Raw genomic sequence first — 21,253 nt, forward strand, 5'->3', positions numbered from 1 at the left:
AGAGACCTCCAGATTGAGCTGGTATTCGGGAACACCGCTGTAGGTTCCCTGAGTTCCGCTGGTACATTTTGCTTTCATTTCAGAAGAACCGGGACCGTTGGGCTCCGGGGCACTCATATCTACGGACTCACTCTGATGCCCTGGATCGATTCCTATTATATGTCCGTCTGTTTCGGCATCGGAGGAGAAAACGCTGGCACTGGAATCAGAAGAGGCACTGGTGCTGTTCTGGCTGAATACAGAAGGCTTTGATGAAGCTTCTTCCGGGATTTCAGCTTTTTCTTTGGTTTTCTTCTGTGTGGCTGTCTGTTGTTTTTGTTTCATGCGATTGATATTTGACTGGACTGTGTCTATGGCGGTAGTGTACTTGTCTACTGCCTGTTTGACTTCGTCGTGTTTTGCAGTGATCTGTTCGGAGATTGTATCGACTTCTTTTTCAGTGGTGAGGATCTGGTGCAGTGTGGTCCTGTTAAAGAAGATCAGGGCTATGATGCACAGGAGTCCTGTCAGAAACAGAAGGATGCTGATCATGCTGGGTTTCTTCATATATTATAGTGTCCTTTCCTGAGTTTATAGAATGTTATAGTGTGTCTGCAAGTTGATTTGCCTGCTTTAGTTGTTATTATAATAAAAGGGAGGGGGAAATGCAATTGTTAGTGAAGGGGACGCGCCGGATAATATTTATTTTGTGTGCGGTTTCGGACGCTAAGAGATATTATAGCAGTCCTAGTAAATAATGCATCTTAATCCAGCCCATCAGAGTGTGAAATCCTGCGTCAGATATCTTTGCCGTGCGTTAGCACGCCTGCAGATATCTTCCTTGTCTTTCGCACTCTGCTGAACTGTCTTAAATGCATTATTTACTAGGACTGCTATAAATCTGCAGAAATCTGCTAAAAGCATGAGCAGCCCTCTCAAACTCGCTACGTTGCAAACTTCGCTCAAACACGTGAGACGGTCTGCTCATAACGCAGATTTCTGCAGATTAAGTATCTCTAAGCATCCTGCAAATGCACACAAAATAAATATTATCCGGCGCTGGGATTCGCAGTGGGGAAGTGGCAGTAAAGTGGTTGGAGGGGGAGCATATTGTCAGATAAGTTTAATATGGTGATGTAGTGTATGAGGAAAGGATTTTTTGGTTATGATAAAAATATGAAAAAATACTGTAAAATTCACGAGAAATCCCTTGACAGTGCGAGTTTTGCGGGATATAATAAGCAAGCGTGCAAAAGGAGCGTTTAATTTTTTTGCGCGTAATTACACGAATAGCAACCGCAAGGCCCCATAGAAAAATCTATGGAGAAATAAATCGGGAGGTGAAATGGAATGCCAACATTCAACCAGTTAGTAAGAAAAGGACGCCAGACATCTGTAAAGAAATCTACAGCTCCGGCTCTCCAGAAAACATTCAACTCTTTAAGAAAGAAAGCAGTTGAACAGTCTGCACCACAGAAACGTGGCGTTTGTACAGCAGTTAAGACTGCAACTCCTAAGAAGCCTAACTCAGCTCTTAGAAAAATCGCCAGAGTTCGTCTTTCCAACGGAATCGAAGTAACAAGCTACATCCCAGGAGAAGGTCACAACCTTCAGGAGCATAGCGTTGTTCTTATCCGTGGTGGAAGGGTTAAGGACTTACCTGGTACAAGATACCACATCATCAGAGGTACTCTTGATACTGCAGGTGTTGCTAACAGAAAACAGGCCCGTTCTAAATACGGCGCTAAGAGACCGAAAAAGAAATAATTCTAAAAAGGTTTCATAAGAATTTTAAGAACTGATCCTATTGTTTAGGACAGCAGGAATTAATCAATCGAAAATTCACGGAAGACTAGAACTATGAATTTGTACGGTATTCCATATACCCTGCCGGTTGCGGGTTAAATATAGGACCTTACCAGTGCGAACATGCAATAGTTATCTGCGTGAGTACCGATGATTTAATCACAATGATTAAGGAGGGAAGTAACGTGCCACGTAAAGGACATACTCAGAAAAGAGACGTTCTGGCAGATCCAATGTACAACAATAAAGTGGTTACCAAACTTATCAATAACATCATGTTAGACGGTAAGAAAGGTGTAGCACAGAAAATTGTTTACGGTGCATTCGCCAGAATCGAAGAAAAAGCTGGTAAACCAGCACTTGAAGTTTTCGAAGAGGCTATGAACAACATCATGCCACTTCTTGAAGTAAAAGCTAGACGTATCGGTGGTGCTACTTATCAGGTTCCGATCGAGGTAAGAGCAGACAGACGTCAGGCACTGGCTCTTCGCTGGTTAACAATGTTCTCTCGTAAAAGAGGCGAGAAAACAATGGAAGAAAGACTTGCAAATGAGCTTTTAGATGCAATGAACAACACAGGTGCATCCGTTAAGAGAAAAGAAGACATGCACAAGATGGCTGAGGCAAATAAAGCATTTGCTCACTATCGCTTCTAATATAGGAGGAAAATCCATTGGCTAAAGAGGGAAGAGAATATCCATTAGAGCGTACCAGAAATATTGGTATTATGGCTCATATCGATGCGGGTAAAACAACTCTTACAGAACGTATCCTGTATTATACAGGTGTCAACTATAAGATTGGTGATACTCATGAAGGTACTGCTACCATGGACTGGATGGAACAGGAGCAGGAGAGAGGTATCACAATCACTTCAGCGGCTACAACATGTCACTGGACTCTGGAAGAGAACTGCAAACCGAAGCCAGGTGCTCTGGAACATCGTATCAACATCATTGATACCCCAGGTCACGTTGACTTCACAGTAGAAGTTGAGCGTTCTCTTCGTGTACTTGACGGTGCTGTCGGCGTTTTCTGTGCTAAGGGTGGTGTTGAACCGCAGTCTGAAAACGTATGGCGTCAGGCCGACACTTACAATGTACCACGTATGGCATTCATCAACAAGATGGATATCCTTGGTGCAAACTTCTACGGTGCAGTAGAGCAGATCAAGACTCGTCTTGGTAAAAACGCAATCTGCTTACAGCTGCCAATCGGAAAAGAAGATGATTTCAAAGGAATCATTGACTTATTCGAAATGAAAGCTTACATCTACAACGATGAAAAAGGTGATGACATCTCCATCGTTGACATTCCTGAAGACATGAAGGAAGATGCTGAGCTTTATCATACAGAGCTCATTGAGAAAATCTGTGAGCTTGATGACGACTTAATGATGGAATATCTTGAAGGTGAAGAACCAACTGTTGAGAGACTGAAAGCAACATTAAGAAAAGCGACATGCGAGTGTACAGCTGTTCCGGTTTGCTGTGGTTCTGCTTACAGAAACAAAGGTGTTCAGAAACTTCTTGATGCTATCCTTGAGTATATGCCTGCTCCAACAGATATTCCTCCAATCGAGGGAACTGACCTGGACGGCAACCCGGTAGTAAGACATTCTTCTGATGAAGAACCGTTTGCAGCACTTGCATTCAAGATTATGACAGACCCATTTGTTGGTAAACTGGCATATTTCCGTGTATACTCCGGTACAATGAATTCTGGTTCTTATGTACTTAATGCTACTAAGGACAAGAAAGAACGTGTTGGACGTATTCTTCAGATGCATGCTAACAAACGTATGGAACTTGATAAAGTATATTCCGGTGATATCGCTGCAGCTATCGGATTCAAATTCACAACAACTGGTGATACAATCTGTGACGAGCAGCATCCGGTAATCCTGGAGTCCATGGAATTCCCAGAACCAGTTATCGAGCTGGCTATCGAGCCTAAGACTAAAGCTGGACAGGGTAAACTTGGTGAAGCTCTTGCAAAACTTGCAGAGGAAGACCCGACATTCCGTGCACATACAGATCAGGAAACTGGACAGACTATTATCGCTGGTATGGGTGAGCTTCATCTGGATATCATCGTTGACCGTCTCCTTCGTGAATTTAAGGTTGAGGCTAACGTAGGTGCTCCTCAGGTTGCTTACAAAGAGACAATCACCAAAGCTGTTGATGTAGACAGTAAGTATGCAAAACAGTCTGGTGGTCGTGGACAGTATGGTCACTGTAAAGTTAAATTCGAGCCTATGGATGCCAACGGAGAAGAACTGTACAAGTTCGAATCCACAGTTGTTGGTGGTGCTATTCCGAAGGAATACATCCCTGCAGTTGGCGAAGGTATCGAAGAGGCTATGAAAGCCGGTATCCTTGGCGGATTCCCGGTAGTCGGCGTATATGCTAACGTATATGATGGTTCTTACCATGAAGTCGACTCTTCTGAAATGGCATTCCACATTGCAGGTTCTCTTGCATTCAAGGATGCTATGCAGAAAGCAGCTCCTGTACTTCTTGAGCCGATCATGAAGGTAGAGGTTACAACACCTGAAGATTACATGGGTGATGTAATCGGTGATATCAACTCCCGTCGTGGACGTATCGAAGGTATGGAAGATATCGGCGGTGGTAAGATGATCCGCGGATATGTACCGCTTTCCGAAATGTTCGGATATGCTACAGACCTTCGTTCCAGAACACAGGGACGTGGTAACTACTCTATGTTCTTTGAGAAATATGAGCAGGTTCCGAAGTCTGTACAGGAAAAAATCCTTGCTAAGAAAGACTGATAATTTTGATCATCTGCAGTCTGTTGGTGTTTAAAGCCAACGGACTGCAGGAGATATAACGTTATTGTTCACTTCGTTCTCAGTAACGTTGCCAAAAATTCATTCCAGATTATTTTCTGCAATGGAATTTTGGCATATACACGCCAAAACACCTCGTGTGATAGCGGCGTGGGTGAACTGTAATGATATAACAATTGGTAATGCAAGTTATCAAATTGTATAAAATGCTTGCAAATATTCTGATTATGCAATATAATCAAGGATAGCAAGTTTAAAACCGAAAAGATGCTCTATAATAATATAAGAGCCAATTGTTTTAAGGAGGACGTTTTAAAATGGCAAAAGCTAAGTTTGAGAGAACAAAACCGCATTGTAACATTGGTACCATTGGACACGTTGACCATGGTAAAACAACTTTAACAGCTGCAATCACAAAAGTTCTGGCTGAGAGAGTTGCTGGAAACGTAGTAGAAAACTTTGAAGATATCGATAAAGCTCCAGAAGAAAGAGAGCGTGGTATCACAATTTCTACAGCTCACGTTGAGTATCAGACAGAGAAGAGACATTATGCACATGTTGACTGCCCAGGACATGCTGACTACGTTAAGAACATGATCACAGGTGCAGCTCAGATGGATGGTGCTATCCTTGTTGTAGCAGCTACAGATGGTGTTATGGCTCAGACAAAAGAGCACGTTCTTCTTGCTCGTCAGGTAGGTGTTCCTTACATCGTTGTATTCATGAACAAATGTGATATGGTTGATGACGAAGAACTTCTTGAACTGGTTGAGATGGAGATTCGTGAACTTCTTTCCGAGTATGATTTCCCAGGAGATGATATCCCGGTAATCAAAGGTTCTGCTCTTAAAGCTCTTGAAGACCCGAACGGTGAGTGGGGAGACAAGATCATGGAACTTATGGATGCTGTTGACAGCTATATTCCAGACCCACAGCGTGACACAGATAAACCATTCGTAATGCCTGTAGAGGATGTATTCTCTATCACAGGTCGTGGTACAGTTGCTACTGGTAGAGTAGAGGCTGGTGTACTTCATGTATCTGACGAAGTTGAAATCGTTGGTATCAAAGAAGAAACACGTAAAGTTGTTGTAACTGGTATCGAAATGTTCCGTAAACTTCTTGATGAAGCTCAGGCTGGTGATAACATCGGTGCACTTCTTCGTGGTGTTCAGAGAAACGAAATCGAGCGTGGACAGGTTCTTGCTAAACCAGGAACACTTACATGCCATACAAAATTCACAGCTCAGGTTTACGTTCTGACAAAAGATGAAGGTGGACGTCATACTCCATTCTTCAACAACTATCGTCCACAGTTCTACTTCAGAACAACAGACGTAACAGGTGTTTGCAACCTTCCAGAAGGAACAGAAATGTGTATGCCTGGAGATAACATCGAAATGACAATCGAACTGATCCACCCAATCGCTATGAGCCAGGGTCTTACTTTCGCTATCCGTGAAGGTGGACGTACTGTAGGATCAGGACGTGTTGCTACAATCATCGAGTAATACAATCTGAATATAGATTTGTTATCGCAAGATAACGTTGTGTCCAAACGTAAGATACCCGTAGAACTTCGGTTCTACGGGTTTTTCTGTTGCCTGGAAATATATAAAAAAGCGGAAAAGAATAACGAACAGTATAGAAAAACGGTTGCCGGGAGAGTGTCCTGACAACTGCTTGTGATAACAGAATGATAACAAAATATGAAAATTGACAATTTTTAAAACTATGTTATACTATTAATATAACATAGTTAGTAACAGGATTTGGTTCGATTCCAAACACCATCAAACCAATATTGGGAGCATTGTCGAATTGCTTGGTTTCTGGATTGATTTATGATGCAGTCAAACATATTTGCAAGAAAGGACTTGATTCGATGAGAAAAGAATATATATTAATATTTGGTCTGGGAGTATGCGATGGTGAAGTGTAATGGTTGCACGGTTTAACATACTAAGCAGACTCCCACCCAGACCACCAAAAACTCAGAGCTCATAAGGGCTCTTTTTCTTTTGTAAAAATTATGTCAAATCATATGTCTTGATGGAATTACCTTCAGTGCCCTTCTTAACGATGGTATGACAACCTATCGTAGTTCCCATAGCACGCAGTTTCCATTCTTCCTGGGTAGCGTTCAGTTTATCCAGTTCTTCCTGTCTTTTATCAGCATCTTCAATAGCTAATATTTCAGCTTTTTCCTTTTCATAGACATTTTTAAATTGACACCATTTTCTGAAAAAGTCCTGCATCGTAGGATTATCGAACGTCAGTGAAATCTTCTGATCAGATGTCTCAGCAAGTGAAAGATTCACTGAATCATCAATAGAAAACAACAGAGAGAGTACATCTCCGACTGTTTCAATATTAAAATCCAGAAAAACACTTACATTTAATCCCAGTGCAGTTGCTATCTTTTCTAACTGATCCGGTTTTGGATTCCGGATTCCCAGTTCATATTTTCTGATCGTTCCTACGTTAATGCCGGACAGCTCGGCTAATTGTATCTGACTGTATCCTCTGAATTCCCGGAATGCCCGGATTTTCTTACCTACCATAATGTGTTGCCTCCTTAATAATATTTGTGCTTCTATTCTAGCACATAAGTGAATGATACAAAAGAGTGAGATTTAACAAATTGCTGATACGCAAGCAATATGTATGGAATTGAAAAAATAAATTCGCAAATGCTTATTGACAAATTCACAAAAGTGAATTATTATAAGAGAACAACGAAAGAGTCACAAAAGTGACTGGAAAGGAGGACGCTATGAGAACTAATTATATGATGACTGTTGATGATGTTATGGAAGAATTAGGTGTGAAACGCAGTAAAGCATATTCTGTTCTGAAGCAGCTCAATGATGAACTGGCAAAGGAAGGATATGTGGCAGTTCGTGGAAAGATTCCACGTCCCTACTGGGAAACAAAATTTTATGGATGCTCTCAGAGAGCAGTATGAAGGAGGATTTAAGATGTCAGCTTACAAGGACAAAACACAGGGAACCTGGTATGTGAGCTTCCGCTATATTGACTGGACAGGTAAGAAAACGCAGAAGCTGAAAAGAGGGTTCAAGACAAAGAAAGAAGCATTGAATTATGAAAAGGAATTCATAAGAAAGACTGCGGCGGATATGAAAATGGAGATGAACAGTTTTATTCAAGTCTATTTTGAAGATAAAAAGAATGAACTGAAAGAAAATTCAATCCGTAATAAGCAGCACATGATGAACAAGCACATTGTTCCATATTTTGGAACAAGAAAAATGAATGAAATTACACCAGCAGAGATTATCCAGTGGCAGAATGCCATTCAGGAAAAAGGATACAGCAAGACTTATGAGCGTATGATCCAGAATCAGTTAAATGCACTGTTTAATCATGCACAGAAAATTTACAATCTGAAGGAAAATCCATGTAAGAAAGTAAAAAAGATGGGGAAATCGGATGCAAATAAGCTGGAGTTCTGGACGAAAGCAGAATATGACAGATTTATCGCCGGGATTGAGCCGGGGAGTGAAGATTATCTGATATTTGAAATTCTGTTCTGGACAGGAATTAGGGAAGGAGAGCTTCTAGCATTGAGTCTTTCGGATTTTGATATGAGTGGAAATCTCCTGCATATCAATAAGACCTATAACCGGATCAAGAAAAGAGATGTGATTGATACTCCAAAAACAGAAAATTCGGTCCGTACTATTGATATTCCCAATTTTCTTAAGGAAGAGGTACAGGAGTATGCAAAGAAGCATTATGGATTTCCGGAAGATCAGCGGTTGTTCCCGATTGTGGCGAGAACATTGCAGAAACGTCTTAAGAAATATGAAGCACTGACCGGTGTAAAACCAATCAGAGTGCACGATATCCGTCACAGCCATGTGGCATATCTGATCTACCAGGGCGTAGAACCACTGATTATCAAGGAAAGGCTGGGGCACAAAGACATTCAGATGACATTGAACACTTATGGGCATCTGTACCCGTCACAGCAGAAAAAAGTTGCTGAGATGCTGGACAATAAACGTTAATACAGAGGAAGAAGTAGATAAAAACAAAGAAAGTAGTCAGAAAAATATTTTATGCAATTAACTATAGTAAGAAGTTGAAGATAAGTTCCATTTTACCGGATCGGGATTCAGATTATGTGATTCTTCTTGAATTAGAGGATGGGAGCAAATTTGAAATTATCATTATTCCTACAAGGAGATTTGTGTAAGGAGCAGAAGCTATGAATACTGACAGACAAAAAGAAAAAGCCCAGATAAAATATCTGAGCAAGTTCTCTGATAATCAGATTCACTGATATACCATCTTGGCAGATTAAGTATATCACGAATTGGAAGATACAACAATTCCCGAATATCTGTTCATCAGAGACTTGCCCGGAGGGGCAGGAGGTAGATGATGAAATGAATATGAATGAAAAAAATAAAGTTGAAAATTGCAGAATAGAACCAAAACTGAAATTGATCAACATGGATTCAGTAGAGGTGGAGCAGATAGAATGGCTGCTTTATCCGTTTATTCCTTATGGGAAAGTGACTATTATACAGGGAGATCCAGGGGAAGGCAAGACAACGATGGTACTTCAGATTATTGCAAAACTGACCAGAGGAGAGCCGATTTTTCCTGTTACGGATACAACGATGAAAATAAAAGAAAAACGAAGTGATGAAGTTGATAGTGGGAACGATGGTTTAGATGGCGAAGACAATATGCAGGAACAGTCTTCTATGTCACCTGTACATGTGATTTATCAGACAGCAGAAGATGGTCTTGGAGATACTATCAAACCCAGATTACTTGCTGCGGGTGCGGATTGTTCAAAGGTGATGGTGATTGATGACAGTGACCAGCCACTGACAATGGCAGATGTTCGATTGGAAGAAGCAATCGTGCAGACAAAAGCAAAAATGGTTGTCCTTGATCCGATTCAGGGGTTCCTGGGAGCAAACGTAGACATGCACAGGGCAAATGAGATTAGACCATTGATGAAGCGTATAGCAGTGCTGGCAGAAAAATATCACTGTGCAGTCATTTTGATTGGTCATATGAATAAAAACAGCAACGGCAAATCTTCTTATCGTGGACTTGGCTCCATTGATTTTCAGGCTGCTGCAAGAAGTGTTCTGATTGTCGGGCGAGTTAAGGAAGAACCGGAAGTAAGAGTAGTATGTCATACGAAGAGTTCTCTTGCACCGGAAGGAATGTCCATTGCATTCAGGCTGGATAAGAATAATGGATTTGAATGGATTGGAGAATATGATATCAGTGCCGATGAACTTCTTAATGGAGATGGCAGAGGACAGAAAAGCCAGAAGGCAAAAGAATTTCTTCTTGAAATTTTGGCAAATGGAGGAATGGCTCAGAAGAAAATTGCAGAAGAAGCAGAAGGCAGAGGAATAAAAGGAAAAACGTTGTGGAATGCCAAACGGGAACTTGAGATTGATTCTGTGAAACGTGGAAAGCAATGGTATTGGATGTTACCAGAATAAAAATGGAAGATGGCAAGATTACCATTTCTTAAGAAGAGGGAATCTTGCTACCTTGAAAGGAGAACAGATGCAAAATAGAAATGTACAGATTCCATACGAGTTATTTCTTCAACTCCTGCAATATTTTTTGATGGACAACTATGATGGTGAAGAAAAAATCCGGTTGGGCTTAGAGCAGAAACTGGATGCAATGGTGAATCGTGAAATGTATAGCAAATTCAAAACTGCACCAACGGAAGAAGAAAGAGAAAAGTTCCGGCAGGAATACCTTGACAGAAAAGGAATACAAGAGAGCTTTCGATGGTAAAGGTTCTTTCTGACTACTCTATTACAGGAGCGTGTCACGCACCTGTAGATAGCAGACAAGGAGAATGTCGGTAAGGTGTAGCCGGGAGTTAGTTGATGGCTTGTGAGTTTATAGCAAATTAGATAGTCGTGAAGGGAGAAAGATACAATGAAACAGGGAAGATTAGGATATAACAGCAGCAATGACAGATATGGCTTATTATCATCAGATTTATGGATTGATACAGGATTTCATTGCGGAGAAGGTCTGGAAGTTCTGGTTGATGATAAGTGGATACGGACAAGAATGGAGATGAATTCGGCAAGAGAATGGTATCTGGTTGGAACACCGTACTGTGGAGATTTGGAATATGTGCAGGCAAGAATACCGGAATAAGTCAGTAAGAATAGTGATGTAGAAGAAAGCCGAACAACGGGAGGAATAGCCCCCGGCAGGGCGCAAGGGGACTTTTGATGGACGGTACGGCTGTCGAAAGTGCTTTTGCGTTACTTTTAACAAAAGTAACAAAATCGCCGTATTCGGCGAAAAGTTCTTAAATATCGCCATGTCTGGCGTAAATAAAAATTATGTGCCATATCTGGCACTCAAACAGAGAAGAGGTGAGAAAACATATGATAAAACGAACAATCAGTGGCATGATCGGAGTCGGCTCACTGGCTCATAACAGACGGGATTTTGTAGCAGAAAATGTAAATCCAGACAGAGTACAACTGAACATTTGTTATAAGAATGAGAATCTGAAAGAAGTCTATAAAGAACTGTTTGATGATGCGGTGGAGAGATACAATGTCGGGAAAAGAAAGGATCGGCAAATTGCAAATTATTATGAAAAAATCCGACAGGGTAAACAGGAGAAGTTGTTCCATGAAGTAATATTTCAGATTGGTAATCGTGAGGATATGGCAGTTGGCACGACAGAAGGAGATTTGGCCGTAAGGGTACTGGATGAATATATGAAAGACTTCCAGAAAAGAAATCCGTCACTTCGGGTATTTAGCTGCTATCTGCATCAGGACGAAGCTACTCCGCATCTGCATATTGACTTTGTGCCTTATGTGACTAACTGGAAGGGAAAAGGAATGGATACCAGAGTTTCACTGAAACAGGCATTGAAAAGTCTTGGATTTCAAGGTGGAAATAAGCATGATACAGAACTGAATCAGTGGATAAATCATGAAAAAGAAGTGCTGGCAGAAATTGCAAAGCAACATGGAATTGAATGGGAACAGAAAGGTACACATGAGGAGCATCTGGATGTTTACAATTTCAAGAAAAAAGAACGCAAAAAGGAAGTGCAGGAACTGGAACAGGAAAAGGAATATTTGACAGCGGAGAATGAAGGTCTGACTTCTCAGATTGCGGACGCAAGGGCAGATATTAAGCTTCTTGAAGAAGAAAAAATTCAGTTCCAGAAAGATAAAGAAACAGCAGAAAAACGTGCAGGGAAAGCAGAAATGGAATTAAAAAAACTGGAGGATAGAAGAGAATTCCTGCAACCGGTGATGGATAATGTCAGTAAGGAAATAAAAGAATATGGAATGATCAAAACATTTTTGCCGGAAGCTACTACGTTAGAACGTGCGGTAACTTATCGGGATAAGAAAATCAAACCATTGTTCATTGAAATGAAAAATAAAATTGGTGCGATGGCTGTACAGGTGAAAGAACTCACAAGAGAAAGAGATAGTTGGAAAAGTAAGTTTCAGAAGAAAAAGCAAGAGCATGAAAAAACAAAAAAGGAACTGGCAGAAGTTCAGAAAGATTATCAGAAATTATCTGGTGAGAAAGAAATACTGCAGGAACTTGCAGACAGATACAACCGACTTTTACGCATGTTGGGGAAAGATATGGTAGAACGACTGGTGCAGGATGATATCCGGATACAGGCGGAGCTTGAGGCGAAAAAGCAGAAAGAGCAAATGCCGAAAAAAATAAGTGATCGTATACCGTGGGCGAAAGAACGAAGTGAAGAACACAATGCGCAAATTAAGAAGAATAAAGCAAAGTACAGAGGAATGGAGTTGTAAGAATATGAAGAAACAAATTTATGATGAAAAGAACGGACTGAGCTATACATTGCATGGAGATTATTATCTGCCAGATCTGGAAATCAATGAGGAAGAACCTACATATGGGAAATATGGAATAATGCGAAAACAGTTTCTGAAGGAACACAGGAGTGCCAGGTATCAGTATCTGGTACTGACCGGGAAACTGACGGAGCAGCTGAATCAGGTCGATAAAGAAGCAAGAGAAAAAGTTGAGATGCTGATGGAACAGATGGTTGAACAATGGGGCGTGACGGAAGAATTGAAGATGCATGAACAGATGGAATGGGTTAGGAGGAAGGATAATATTCAAGCAATTGCTGAAGAAATAGCATTGAAAGAAATAATATATTTATAATGCAAAAGGAATCTCTGTTCAAATATTTATTGATAATTAATATTTGAATGGGGATTTTTCATGGACAAATAAACAATGTGGAAGTATAATGAGCAAAAAAGAAGGGAGCGATTGTTATAAGAGAAGCACCAGAAAGATTTAAATTAGAAGATACAACAATATGGTCTTTTCCTGAAAGGGGAAATTGGGCTACACATTCAGGAAAATACAGAGGGAACTGGTCTCCGTATATTCCTAGAAATATTATTTTGAGGTATTCAAAGAAAAAAGATTGGATACTTGATCAATTCTTAGGCAGTGGCACAACGTTAATCGAAGCAAAGTTATTAGGACGAAATGCAATTGGCGTTGATATAAATTCTGAGGCTGTCAAATTATCTAACACAAATCTAAATTTTACTTGTCAAGAAAAATCCAAAATATTCACCAAACAAGGAAATGCAAACAATTTATCATTTATAAAAGACGAAAGTATAGACCTTATCTGTACACATCCACCATATGCAGACATTATACGGTATAGTAAAGAAATCCCAGGAGATATTTCTCATTTAAAATATAAGGATTTTTTGCAGGAACTGGAACAGGTTGCAAAAGAATCATATAGGGTACTAAAAAAGCAAGGAATATGTGCATTTATGATTGGAGATATACGGAAGAAAGGATATGTTCTACCACTGGGTATGAATTCTATGCAAAAATTCGTTGATACTGGATTTAAATTCAAAGAAATTGTTATAAAAGAGCAACATAATTGTCGTTCTACTGATTATTGGGAGGGAAAAGAAAGAAAATTCTTAATGCTGGCACATGAATATATTTTTATATTGGAGAAAGCGGACGATCATAATCCTATTTGAAAAGAAATAGTCTTTATTGAATAAAAACATATGTTTGCGAAAAAGTCTGCGATCGCTGAAATAAATGTTGATATGACTGAAATCACATGGTAGAATAACGGCATAGCAATATTTTAGAAAAAATGGTTTAGAGGTTAAAAGATGGCGGTCAGTTATAAAAAATTATGGAAATTACTTATCGATAGAGATATGAAAAAGAAAGACTTATGTGAGGCTGCAGGTATCAGTCATGCTTCAGTGGCGAAACTCGGAAAAAATGAAAATGTTACAACAGATGTGCTGGTGAAAATTTGCACTGCCTTAAAATGTGATATTAGTGATATCATGGAAATAATAGAGATTGAAAGGGAAAAGGCGTGATGGAACAAGTTTTAAAGAAAGAAAAACAGATACAGGCAAAGCCTATTATGAAATGGGCCGGTGGGAAGACCCAGATGTTAGGGGATATCATGCCTAAAATTCCTCAGAAATATGGAAAATATATAGAGCCATTTATTGGTGGTGGTGCACTGTTTTTTGCATTAAGTCCGGATAAATCAATAATCGCAGATAGTAATCCGGAATTGATTAACATGTATCGACAAGTTGCTGATAATGTAGAGGCTGTTATTTCATATCTAAAGAAATATAAAAATACTAAAGAAGATTTTTATGAAGTACGTTCGTTAGATTGGCTCAAATTGAAAAAAGAAGAAGCAGCAGCGAGAACGATTTATTTGAATAAAACATGTTTTAATGGTTTATATCGTGTCAATAAGAAGGGACAGTTTAACGTTCCGTTTGGTAAATATAAAGCTCCAAACTTTTGCGATGAAGAAGCTTTATTCGCTGCATCAGATGTGCTGAAAAAAGCAACTATAACATGTGGAGATTATTTGTCAGTATTGAAAGAATATGCAGAACCGGGAGATTTTATCTTTTTAGATCCCCCGTACTTGCCGATTTCAGAATATTCGGATTTTAAGAGATATACAAAAGAGCAATTTTATGAAGAAGATCATGTAGAATTAGCAAAAGAGGTCAAAAGATTACAGGAATTAGGCTGCCATGTAATATTGACCAATTCTAATCATCCATTGGTTCATGAGCTATACGCAGATTATAAGATTGAGGTTATCCAAACCAAAAGGTATATTTCCTGCAATGGAAGTAAAAGAAAAGGCGAGGATATTATAGTAGATATTTTGCCAAAACAAAAAACTATGTTAAAAATAGTTCCGAAACCTTTACCTGAACAGGTAATGAAATATCCGGCCACTAGATATATGGGCTCTAAAAGTAAATTATTACCTCAAATTTGGGCTGTTGCTTCACAATTCAATTTTGACTCAGTAGTGGATCTGTTTTCTGGCTCTGGTATTGTAGGTTATATGTTTAAAGCTCAGGGAAAGACTGTAATTAGCAATGACTATATGGCAATGTCAGCAACTTTTACCAAGGCAATGGTAGAAAACAATAATGTTGTATTGCCATTGGACGAGGCGAAAAAATTATTGATTGAAAAAAGAGAGTCTGATCATTTTGTAGAAGAGATATTTCGAGGCTTATATTATAAAGATGAGGAAAATAGGCTAATAGATGTTTTGCGGACTAATATTGCTGCTATTAGAGATCAATATAAGAAAGCAATTGCAATGACAGCATTGATTAGAGCTTGTACAAAGAAAAGACCAAGAGGAATTTTTACATATACTGGAGATCGGTATAATGACGGAAGAAAAGATTTGCAGAAATCTTTAGAACAGCAATTTTTGGAAGCAGTGGAAAGTATCAATAATGCAATTTTTGATAATGGTTGTGAAAATAAATCTAAACATGGAGATGCAATGGAAGTAAAAATTAAACATCCAGATTTAGTATATATTGATCCACCGTATTATTCTCCACTGTCAGATAATGAATATGTACGTAGATATCATTTTGTTGAAGGTCTGGCACGAGATTGGAAAGGTGTCGAAATACAGGAAAATACAGTAACAAAGAAATTTAAGTCATATCCGACACCGTTTTCAACTAGAAAAGGTGCTGCAGATGCATTCGATAAGTTGTTTAAAAAGTTTTCCGACAGTATTTTGATTGTATCTTATTCTTCTAATAGTCAACCAACACAAGATGAAATGGTTGCACTTATGTCTAAATACAAAGAACATGTAGAGGTAGTTCCAATAGATTATACATATTCTTTTGGAAATCAGAAACATGCTAAGACAAATCGAAATAAGGTACAGGAATATTTATTTGTTGGATTTAACGGAGAAGATGTATGGCAAAAGCAAAAACTACAATTAAAAAAATAACTCAAAATGCATGGGAGTGCACGAAGATATTTAAAACGGGTGAAATAGAGAAAAGAATTGTAAAAGATCCTATTGATATTTGGTCAATAGGCAATACTGGCGTAAGAAATCCGTGGCGAATACCAGGTGGATATAAAGTATATGTTGAATCTAACCAGGTTGGAAAAATTCGGACTGCACAAGAACAAAAATTGTTTAAAGAAAAATTATTATTAGCAGGGGAAATTGGTGGAGATCCTAAGAAAGATGCAGACGCCAGTATTACGAGAAAATATCGTTTGATGTTTAATAAATACGGTTTTGCATATCCAGAAGTCTTAAAGAAAGATGGATTTTCTCAAAAAGAGATAGGAAAAATTGATGATATTACACCAGCTGGATGGGCATTTTATCATGCAAATACTATTCAAGCTCAACAAGAATGCTTTTTGAGAGGGCTAGTTGTTCAAATGGAACCATTAGGTGAAAGAGAGACATATTCTCCATTACGGTGGGTATTGAAGATAATGTTTGATTTGTTTGAACGTACAGGTGACTATAAAATTAATTATATAGAATTTGCGGTATGTGTACAAACAAGTTCACCTAAATATGAACTGGAAACAGTTGTAAATAAAATTTTGGAAATTAGAGGTAGAAGAAAGAAATATATTAACAAAAAGAAATTTGATAGAGATTTAATACATAATGCTTGGAAGCATTATTTTAAAGAAGAGAAAAATTTTCATGAATATGCAGACATGAATTTAAGATATTTAAGTGCAAGTGGAATTTTAAAGCGATCTGGAAGAGGAATAACTGTAATGCCGGAATATAAGTCTCTTGCATATGAATTGACTAAAAATGTAATTAGTGATGCAACATTAAAGGAAAGGTACAAATTACTTTGCCAAGGAGCTCCGTTACCAACAGATAATACAGAGATTGCTAAAAAGGTGTTGGAAGATTTAATAAACGAATTGGAAATGTACAATATTAAATATGAAATACCTGATATTACATTAGACAATTCGAAAAATATCAATATTGTAAGAAGTAATCTAAAACAAAATATTGATCATTATAAAGAAGAAAAATATGCACAAAATCAAAGAGAATGTTGGTATGAAATATACGAGTATATGAAATTACTGATTTCAAATAATGGAAAAAGTAAAGAATTGGGAGAAGATTATATAATAAATGTTCCAAAAGCAGAAGCCGCAGCATATTTGGAATGGATTTTGTGGAGAGCTTTTTTGGCGATAGATCATATAGTTAATAAACCATATGATGCTAGAGGGTTTAATGTAGATCAAGATTATTTACCAATCGGAACTGCACCAGGTGGAAAACCAGATATGATTTTTGAATTTGATGATTATGTTATTGTTGTTGAAGTAACATTATCTACAAATTCTAGACAAGAAGCTATGGAAGGAGAACCTGTTAGGAGACATGTTGCTGATTTGGTACAGAAATATAAAAAACCTGTTTATGGTTTGTTTGTAGCAAATAAAATTGATTCTAATACAGCAGAGACATTTAGAATGGGTGTTTGGTATACAACACAAGATGAACGTTTGGAATTACATATTGTGCCGTTAACATTGACACAATTTAGTGAATATTTTAAATTTATTTTTACAGAAAATTTTGCGGAACCGCAAAAAATCGTAGACCTTATGTGTAATTGCGAAAATTATCGAAAAATATGTGAAGGTCCAGAATGGAAAAAGTGTATAAATGAAGTTGTTCAAATAATGACAAAAAGGTAGTGAAAACAATGGAAGAACAATATAAAAAAACTTTCGATCAAATGGTTGATTCATTAAAAATGTATCAACGATATGAATTAAAAGATAAAAATAGAAAAGATATATTAGACAAGGTATATGTAGATCCTATTGAAAATGATGGTATTTTAAATTTATGTTTGAAAGATAATACAACTGTACTTATAGGCAGACGTGGTACAGGAAAATCAACTATCTTTATGCGGATGCAGAATGAATTACGTAAACAGAATGATATAATGACGTGTTATATAGATGTAAAAAGCATATTTGATGTTGCGAAAAGAAATTATATTACAATCAATTATTTAAAAACCAGCAATTTAGAAGAAATTGAGCAATATTCAATACAAAGGCAATTTATTTTAGATTTTGTAGATGAACTTATAAATGAAATATGTAAAAATTATGATACAATTTGGGAGAAATTTAAACAAAAGTTACATATATCTAAATCACAAAAGGCTATAGATAAATTGAAAAATATACGAAAAAGGATACAAGATAATAATCATTTAAGCAACATTGAAATGCAAACTTTGCAAGAAGTAATGCATTCGAATGTAGATAATATGTCGTATTGTGACAAAAGGTCTATGAAAATGGATATTTCATTGAGCAAAAAGAAAAATATTCTAAATGCAGGCGGAAACAGGGAAAATACCTTATCAGAGGGAGAAGAAAACGGAAAAAAATATAACAGGGTTTTTGCAAGAATATTTGAAATAACATCAATAGTAACAGAAATAAAAAGTATATTACAAGAATTATCAATGCGAAGATTGTTTCTAATTTTAGATGATTATTCAGAGATAGAGCAGACTTCATTGGTTATGTTTTGTGATTTGATTGTTAATACGTTACATAATAATTCTGATAATTTTGTAAAGTTAAAAATATCTGCTTATCCAGGTAGAGTTGAACTAGGTGAATTAGACAGACAAAAGGTAGATATACGATATTTGGATTACTTTCAGCTGTATGCTGGAGATAAAAGAAATGAAATGGAAAGCATGGCCGTAGCATATACAGAAAGATTAATGGATACAAGACTAAAAATATATACAGGAAAAGATTTTGATTATTATTTTGATACGACTAAAACATCAAAAGAAGAGTACTGTAAATATTTGTTCAATATGACAATGAATGTAGTAAGACATATTGGACTTATATTAGATTACGCGCAAGAGTTATCTATAATTCAGGGAGAACGAATTACATTAAATATTTTAAATGAAGCATCGAAACGTTTTTATAAAGAAAGATTAGTGCAATTTTTTGAAGAAAGTAAAACGGCAAAGATGACATATAATGAACGAATTGAGTCATTAGAATTGAACAAATTATTAAATCAAATCATCGATAAAGAAAAAACTATTAAAACAAATATTAGAACAAACCAATATACGGCAGTAATATTTCAAAAAGAGCGTAATAATCCATATACGAGTCATTTTTATATTGCACAAGAATTAGAGCCTTATTTAGGTAGTTTAGAATTGAATTTCTTTATTAGTAAATATAATGAAATGTCAAATAAGTCAGGAAAAAAAGTTTCTATTTATGCACTTAATTATGGATTATGTATGGATGAAAATCTAAGATGGGGAAAACCAAAGGGAAATGAATACCGTACATACTTTATTGAGTCGCCCTTTAATTTCACTCCAGTTATTAAAAATTTTTTGTCAGAAAATAAAAAAATATATTGTGAAAACTGTATGCATGAGTTTAGCGAAGAAGAGTATAATCTAATGAAAAAATACGGTGGTACTTGCCTAAAATGTGGTTGTAAAAATAGTATACAGGAGAAAAGGGTACTTTCGGATGAAGAACGAAGTGAAATAGAAGAAATAGAAAAAAAGGATAATTTATTGGAGAGAGAGCAATATCAGTTGCTGAAATTGTTACAATATAGTAGAAAAGATAAAACAGCAACGGAGTTAGCACAAGAATTGGATGTGAGTTGGCAAAAAATAGGATGGATAGCAAAAAAAATAGAGGAAGATTATTGTTACCTAAAAAAAGAACCACGAAAGGGAAAAATGTATTACGTTTTATCTGATTTGGGAAGAGAATATTTAGATTCGATAACACCATGATAACAAAATCAAAAAAAATAATACAGACACAACGGAAAATCCGGATTTTCCCACACGAATCACACGAAAAACCACCATTTGTACACCGCAATACATCGGTCTGATATCGTGAAGGTGGACGTACTGTAGGATCAGGACGTGTTGCTACAATCATCGAATAATTTTAGCATAACATCTTAAATTATATATATTGAGTACCGCAAGGTACATTGTGTCCAAACGTAAGATACCCCGGAACCGTAAGGTTTCCGGGGTTTTTCTGTTGCCTGGAAACATAAAAATTATGAAAAATAATTCTATATTAAAATATGGATATTTGATGAAATCTTTGCTGTTGAATGAAGAAGAACCGATATATGGAAAATATGGAATGTTGCGAAAACAGTTCCTGAAGGAACACAGATCAGCAAAATATCAATACTTGCTATTGACTGGAAAGCTGACGGAACACCTGAATCAGATTGATCAGGAAGCCAGAAAGCAGGTGGAAATACTTATGGAACAGATGGTGAAAAAACAGGGTGCGACGGAAGAATTAAAGGCACAGGATCAGATGAAGTGGGTTAGATTAATGATTAATATAAAATCCAGTGCAGAAGAAATTGTAGTGAAAAATACGATATATATGTAGGTGGAAATAGGCGGTCGAAAAGGATCGCTTTTTTCTGTTTTGTGTGTATTGGAATAGTATTTTAAAATGAACTATGGTAGAATAAAGTAAAGACAAATCGAGAGCTTTTGGATAAAATTTTGAAAATTATCGAGGAAGTTACTATGAAAAAATGTAGATATTGTGGCAAAGAATTAGATAGTAATTTGGAATTTTGTAGCAGTGAGTGCGAAAACAGCTATAGAAAGATAATTGAAAAAGATAGACATAAAATTAAGTATTTCATTTCGAGCATTATTTTAGGGTTTTTAGCTATGTTTTATGGTGTTGTGTCAAGCCGCAATTGCATGATTGGAAGTGGAATTATAGTAATGGGGGTCACTGTTGTTTTGCTTCCATTTACTACTTCAGAAACAACTGCTTTATTTGGAAATAAAAAGGCGAGATTTATTGGAAGAATACTAGGCATGATACTTATAGCGGTTGGAATATGGGTAGGGTTTATTTGATGACAACTTTAGTCTTTAGAGCAAATTAATCAGAAGTTGAGAGGAGATCTCTGTAATGTTTATATTTTTATCTGCGTGTTCACTTTTAGTACCGTTATCTATGATTATATTGGGATATACGTGGAAAGATAAGCCTCCTAAAGATCGGCAGGGGAGTTCGGGATATCGAACTACTATGTCAAGGATGAATGATGAAACATGGAGATATGCACACAGGTGTTGGGGCTGGTGAAGCGCGCATGAAAAACGCGAAAGCGTTTCACGATAAATGCGAAAACGCCTATCT

The 21,253-nt window shown here is 37.2% G+C and carries 19 protein-coding genes and 1 pseudogene; 18 read left to right on the top strand and 2 right to left on the bottom strand.

Going from position 1 to position 21,253, the window contains the following annotated elements; translation table 11 throughout:
- Positions 1-546: pseudogene (locus AC075L_RS20220) on the bottom strand (N-acetylmuramoyl-L-alanine amidase); the annotation flags it as partial.
- Positions 547-1,329: 783 nt separating this feature from the next.
- Between AC075L_RS20220 and rpsL the strand changes: the two are divergent.
- The 4 genes from rpsL (at position 1,330) to tuf (ending at position 6,108) form a co-directional block, all read left to right on the top strand.
- Positions 1,330-1,746 carry a 30S ribosomal protein S12 gene (gene rpsL, locus AC075L_RS20225; protein ID WP_008705161.1) on the top strand — a complete coding sequence of 139 codons (417 nt, stop codon included), beginning with the start codon at positions 1,330-1,332 and terminating at the stop codon, positions 1,744-1,746.
- A gap of 224 nt (positions 1,747-1,970) precedes the next feature.
- The gene (rpsG, locus tag AC075L_RS20230) at positions 1,971-2,441 is read left to right on the top strand and encodes a 30S ribosomal protein S7 (RefSeq protein ID WP_020993199.1); all 471 of its coding nucleotides are present in this window, start codon (positions 1,971-1,973) and stop codon (positions 2,439-2,441) included.
- Positions 2,442-2,458: 17 nt separating this feature from the next.
- Positions 2,459-4,579 carry an elongation factor G gene (gene fusA, locus AC075L_RS20235; protein ID WP_008705157.1) on the top strand — a complete coding sequence of 707 codons (2,121 nt, stop codon included), beginning with the start codon at positions 2,459-2,461 and terminating at the stop codon, positions 4,577-4,579.
- A gap of 335 nt (positions 4,580-4,914) precedes the next feature.
- Positions 4,915-6,108, top strand: a complete 1,194-nt coding sequence (tuf, locus tag AC075L_RS20240; protein ID WP_008705156.1) for an elongation factor Tu — start codon at positions 4,915-4,917, stop codon at positions 6,106-6,108.
- A gap of 519 nt (positions 6,109-6,627) precedes the next feature.
- Here tuf and AC075L_RS20245 read toward each other — a convergent pair.
- A complete protein-coding gene (locus tag AC075L_RS20245) occupies positions 6,628-7,161 on the bottom strand; it encodes a helix-turn-helix domain-containing protein (RefSeq protein ID WP_008705155.1) in 534 nt (177 codons plus the stop codon).
- 212 nt (positions 7,162-7,373) lie between these two features.
- Between AC075L_RS20245 and AC075L_RS20250 the strand changes: the two genes are divergently transcribed.
- From AC075L_RS20250 to AC075L_RS20315, 14 genes are all read left to right on the top strand, one after another.
- The gene (locus AC075L_RS20250; RefSeq protein ID WP_008705154.1) at positions 7,374-7,565 is read left to right on the top strand and encodes a helix-turn-helix domain-containing protein; all 192 of its coding nucleotides are present in this window, start codon (positions 7,374-7,376) and stop codon (positions 7,563-7,565) included.
- Positions 7,566-7,578: 13 nt separating this feature from the next.
- Positions 7,579-8,631, top strand: a complete 1,053-nt coding sequence (locus tag AC075L_RS20255) for a site-specific integrase (protein WP_008705153.1) — start codon at positions 7,579-7,581, stop codon at positions 8,629-8,631.
- Positions 8,632-9,012: 381 nt separating this feature from the next.
- Positions 9,013-10,098 carry an AAA family ATPase gene (locus AC075L_RS20260; protein WP_020993198.1) on the top strand — a complete coding sequence of 362 codons (1,086 nt, stop codon included), beginning with the start codon at positions 9,013-9,015 and terminating at the stop codon, positions 10,096-10,098.
- A gap of 67 nt (positions 10,099-10,165) precedes the next feature.
- The gene (locus AC075L_RS20265; RefSeq protein WP_008705149.1) at positions 10,166-10,405 is read left to right on the top strand and encodes a hypothetical protein; all 240 of its coding nucleotides are present in this window, start codon (positions 10,166-10,168) and stop codon (positions 10,403-10,405) included.
- Positions 10,406-10,552: 147 nt separating this feature from the next.
- Positions 10,553-10,780 carry a DUF5348 domain-containing protein gene (locus tag AC075L_RS20270; RefSeq protein ID WP_008705148.1) on the top strand — a complete coding sequence of 76 codons (228 nt, stop codon included), beginning with the start codon at positions 10,553-10,555 and terminating at the stop codon, positions 10,778-10,780.
- Between the two features lie 236 nt (positions 10,781-11,016).
- Positions 11,017-12,432, top strand: coding sequence for a plasmid recombination protein (locus AC075L_RS20275; protein WP_020993197.1), 1,416 nt, complete (start codon positions 11,017-11,019; stop codon positions 12,430-12,432).
- A 4-nt stretch (positions 12,433-12,436) separates the two neighbouring features.
- Positions 12,437-12,811, top strand: a complete 375-nt coding sequence (locus tag AC075L_RS20280) for a TnpV protein (RefSeq protein WP_008705146.1) — start codon at positions 12,437-12,439, stop codon at positions 12,809-12,811.
- A gap of 158 nt (positions 12,812-12,969) precedes the next feature.
- The gene (locus AC075L_RS20285) at positions 12,970-13,671 is read left to right on the top strand and encodes a TRM11 family SAM-dependent methyltransferase (protein ID WP_319017487.1); all 702 of its coding nucleotides are present in this window, start codon (positions 12,970-12,972) and stop codon (positions 13,669-13,671) included.
- 141 nt (positions 13,672-13,812) lie between these two features.
- Positions 13,813-14,031, top strand: coding sequence for a helix-turn-helix domain-containing protein (locus AC075L_RS20290; RefSeq protein ID WP_008705144.1), 219 nt, complete (start codon positions 13,813-13,815; stop codon positions 14,029-14,031).
- Entirely contained in the window at positions 14,031-15,968 is a 1,938-nt protein-coding gene (locus AC075L_RS20295; protein WP_008705143.1) for a Dam family site-specific DNA-(adenine-N6)-methyltransferase, read from the top strand. The genes AC075L_RS20290 and AC075L_RS20295 overlap by 1 nt, the downstream gene beginning before the upstream one ends.
- On the top strand, positions 15,935-17,725 hold the full coding sequence (locus tag AC075L_RS20300) for an AlwI family type II restriction endonuclease (protein WP_008705141.1): 1,791 nt from the start codon (positions 15,935-15,937) through the stop codon (positions 17,723-17,725). Before AC075L_RS20295 ends, AC075L_RS20300 begins: the two co-directional genes overlap by 34 nt.
- Before the next feature lie 8 nt (positions 17,726-17,733).
- Positions 17,734-19,848 (top strand): hypothetical protein, encoded by a 2,115-nt coding sequence (locus AC075L_RS20305; RefSeq protein ID WP_008705139.1) that lies wholly within the window; start codon positions 17,734-17,736, stop codon positions 19,846-19,848.
- A 283-nt stretch (positions 19,849-20,131) separates the two neighbouring features.
- The gene (locus tag AC075L_RS20310) at positions 20,132-20,479 is read left to right on the top strand and encodes a TnpV protein (protein WP_044951535.1); all 348 of its coding nucleotides are present in this window, start codon (positions 20,132-20,134) and stop codon (positions 20,477-20,479) included.
- Positions 20,480-20,622: 143 nt separating this feature from the next.
- Positions 20,623-20,967: an eL24 family ribosomal protein gene (locus AC075L_RS20315; RefSeq protein ID WP_008705137.1), complete on the top strand. Its 345-nt coding sequence runs from the start codon at positions 20,623-20,625 to the stop codon at positions 20,965-20,967.
- The last annotated feature ends 286 nt before the right edge of the window (positions 20,968-21,253 follow it).

This window comes from Blautia sp. ZXY-1-B12 (assembly GCF_056339915.1).

Excerpts from the sequence above, each read along its gene's own strand:
- AC075L_RS20300 (WP_008705141.1), top strand. The coding sequence starts at position 15,935 with ATGGCAAAAGCAAAAACTACAATTAAAAAAATAACTCAAAATGCATGG.
- AC075L_RS20265 (WP_008705149.1), top strand. The coding sequence starts at position 10,166 with ATGCAAAATAGAAATGTACAGATTCCATACGAGTTATTTCTTCAACTC.
- AC075L_RS20305 (WP_008705139.1), top strand. The coding sequence starts at position 17,734 with ATGGAAGAACAATATAAAAAAACTTTCGATCAAATGGTTGATTCATTA.
- AC075L_RS20270 (WP_008705148.1), top strand. The coding sequence starts at position 10,553 with ATGAAACAGGGAAGATTAGGATATAACAGCAGCAATGACAGATATGGC.
- AC075L_RS20280 (WP_008705146.1), top strand. The coding sequence starts at position 12,437 with ATGAAGAAACAAATTTATGATGAAAAGAACGGACTGAGCTATACATTG.
- AC075L_RS20310 (WP_044951535.1), top strand. The coding sequence starts at position 20,132 with ATGAAAAATAATTCTATATTAAAATATGGATATTTGATGAAATCTTTG.
- AC075L_RS20245 (WP_008705155.1), bottom strand. The coding sequence starts at position 7,161 with ATGGTAGGTAAGAAAATCCGGGCATTCCGGGAATTCAGAGGATACAGT.
- AC075L_RS20295 (WP_008705143.1), top strand. The coding sequence starts at position 14,031 with ATGGAACAAGTTTTAAAGAAAGAAAAACAGATACAGGCAAAGCCTATT.
- tuf (WP_008705156.1), top strand. The coding sequence starts at position 4,915 with ATGGCAAAAGCTAAGTTTGAGAGAACAAAACCGCATTGTAACATTGGT.
- AC075L_RS20290 (WP_008705144.1), top strand. The coding sequence starts at position 13,813 with ATGGCGGTCAGTTATAAAAAATTATGGAAATTACTTATCGATAGAGAT.
- AC075L_RS20275 (WP_020993197.1), top strand. The coding sequence starts at position 11,017 with ATGATAAAACGAACAATCAGTGGCATGATCGGAGTCGGCTCACTGGCT.
- AC075L_RS20260 (WP_020993198.1), top strand. The coding sequence starts at position 9,013 with ATGAATATGAATGAAAAAAATAAAGTTGAAAATTGCAGAATAGAACCA.
- AC075L_RS20250 (WP_008705154.1), top strand. The coding sequence starts at position 7,374 with ATGAGAACTAATTATATGATGACTGTTGATGATGTTATGGAAGAATTA.
- AC075L_RS20255 (WP_008705153.1), top strand. The coding sequence starts at position 7,579 with ATGTCAGCTTACAAGGACAAAACACAGGGAACCTGGTATGTGAGCTTC.
- AC075L_RS20315 (WP_008705137.1), top strand. The coding sequence starts at position 20,623 with ATGAAAAAATGTAGATATTGTGGCAAAGAATTAGATAGTAATTTGGAA.
- rpsL (WP_008705161.1), top strand. The coding sequence starts at position 1,330 with ATGCCAACATTCAACCAGTTAGTAAGAAAAGGACGCCAGACATCTGTA.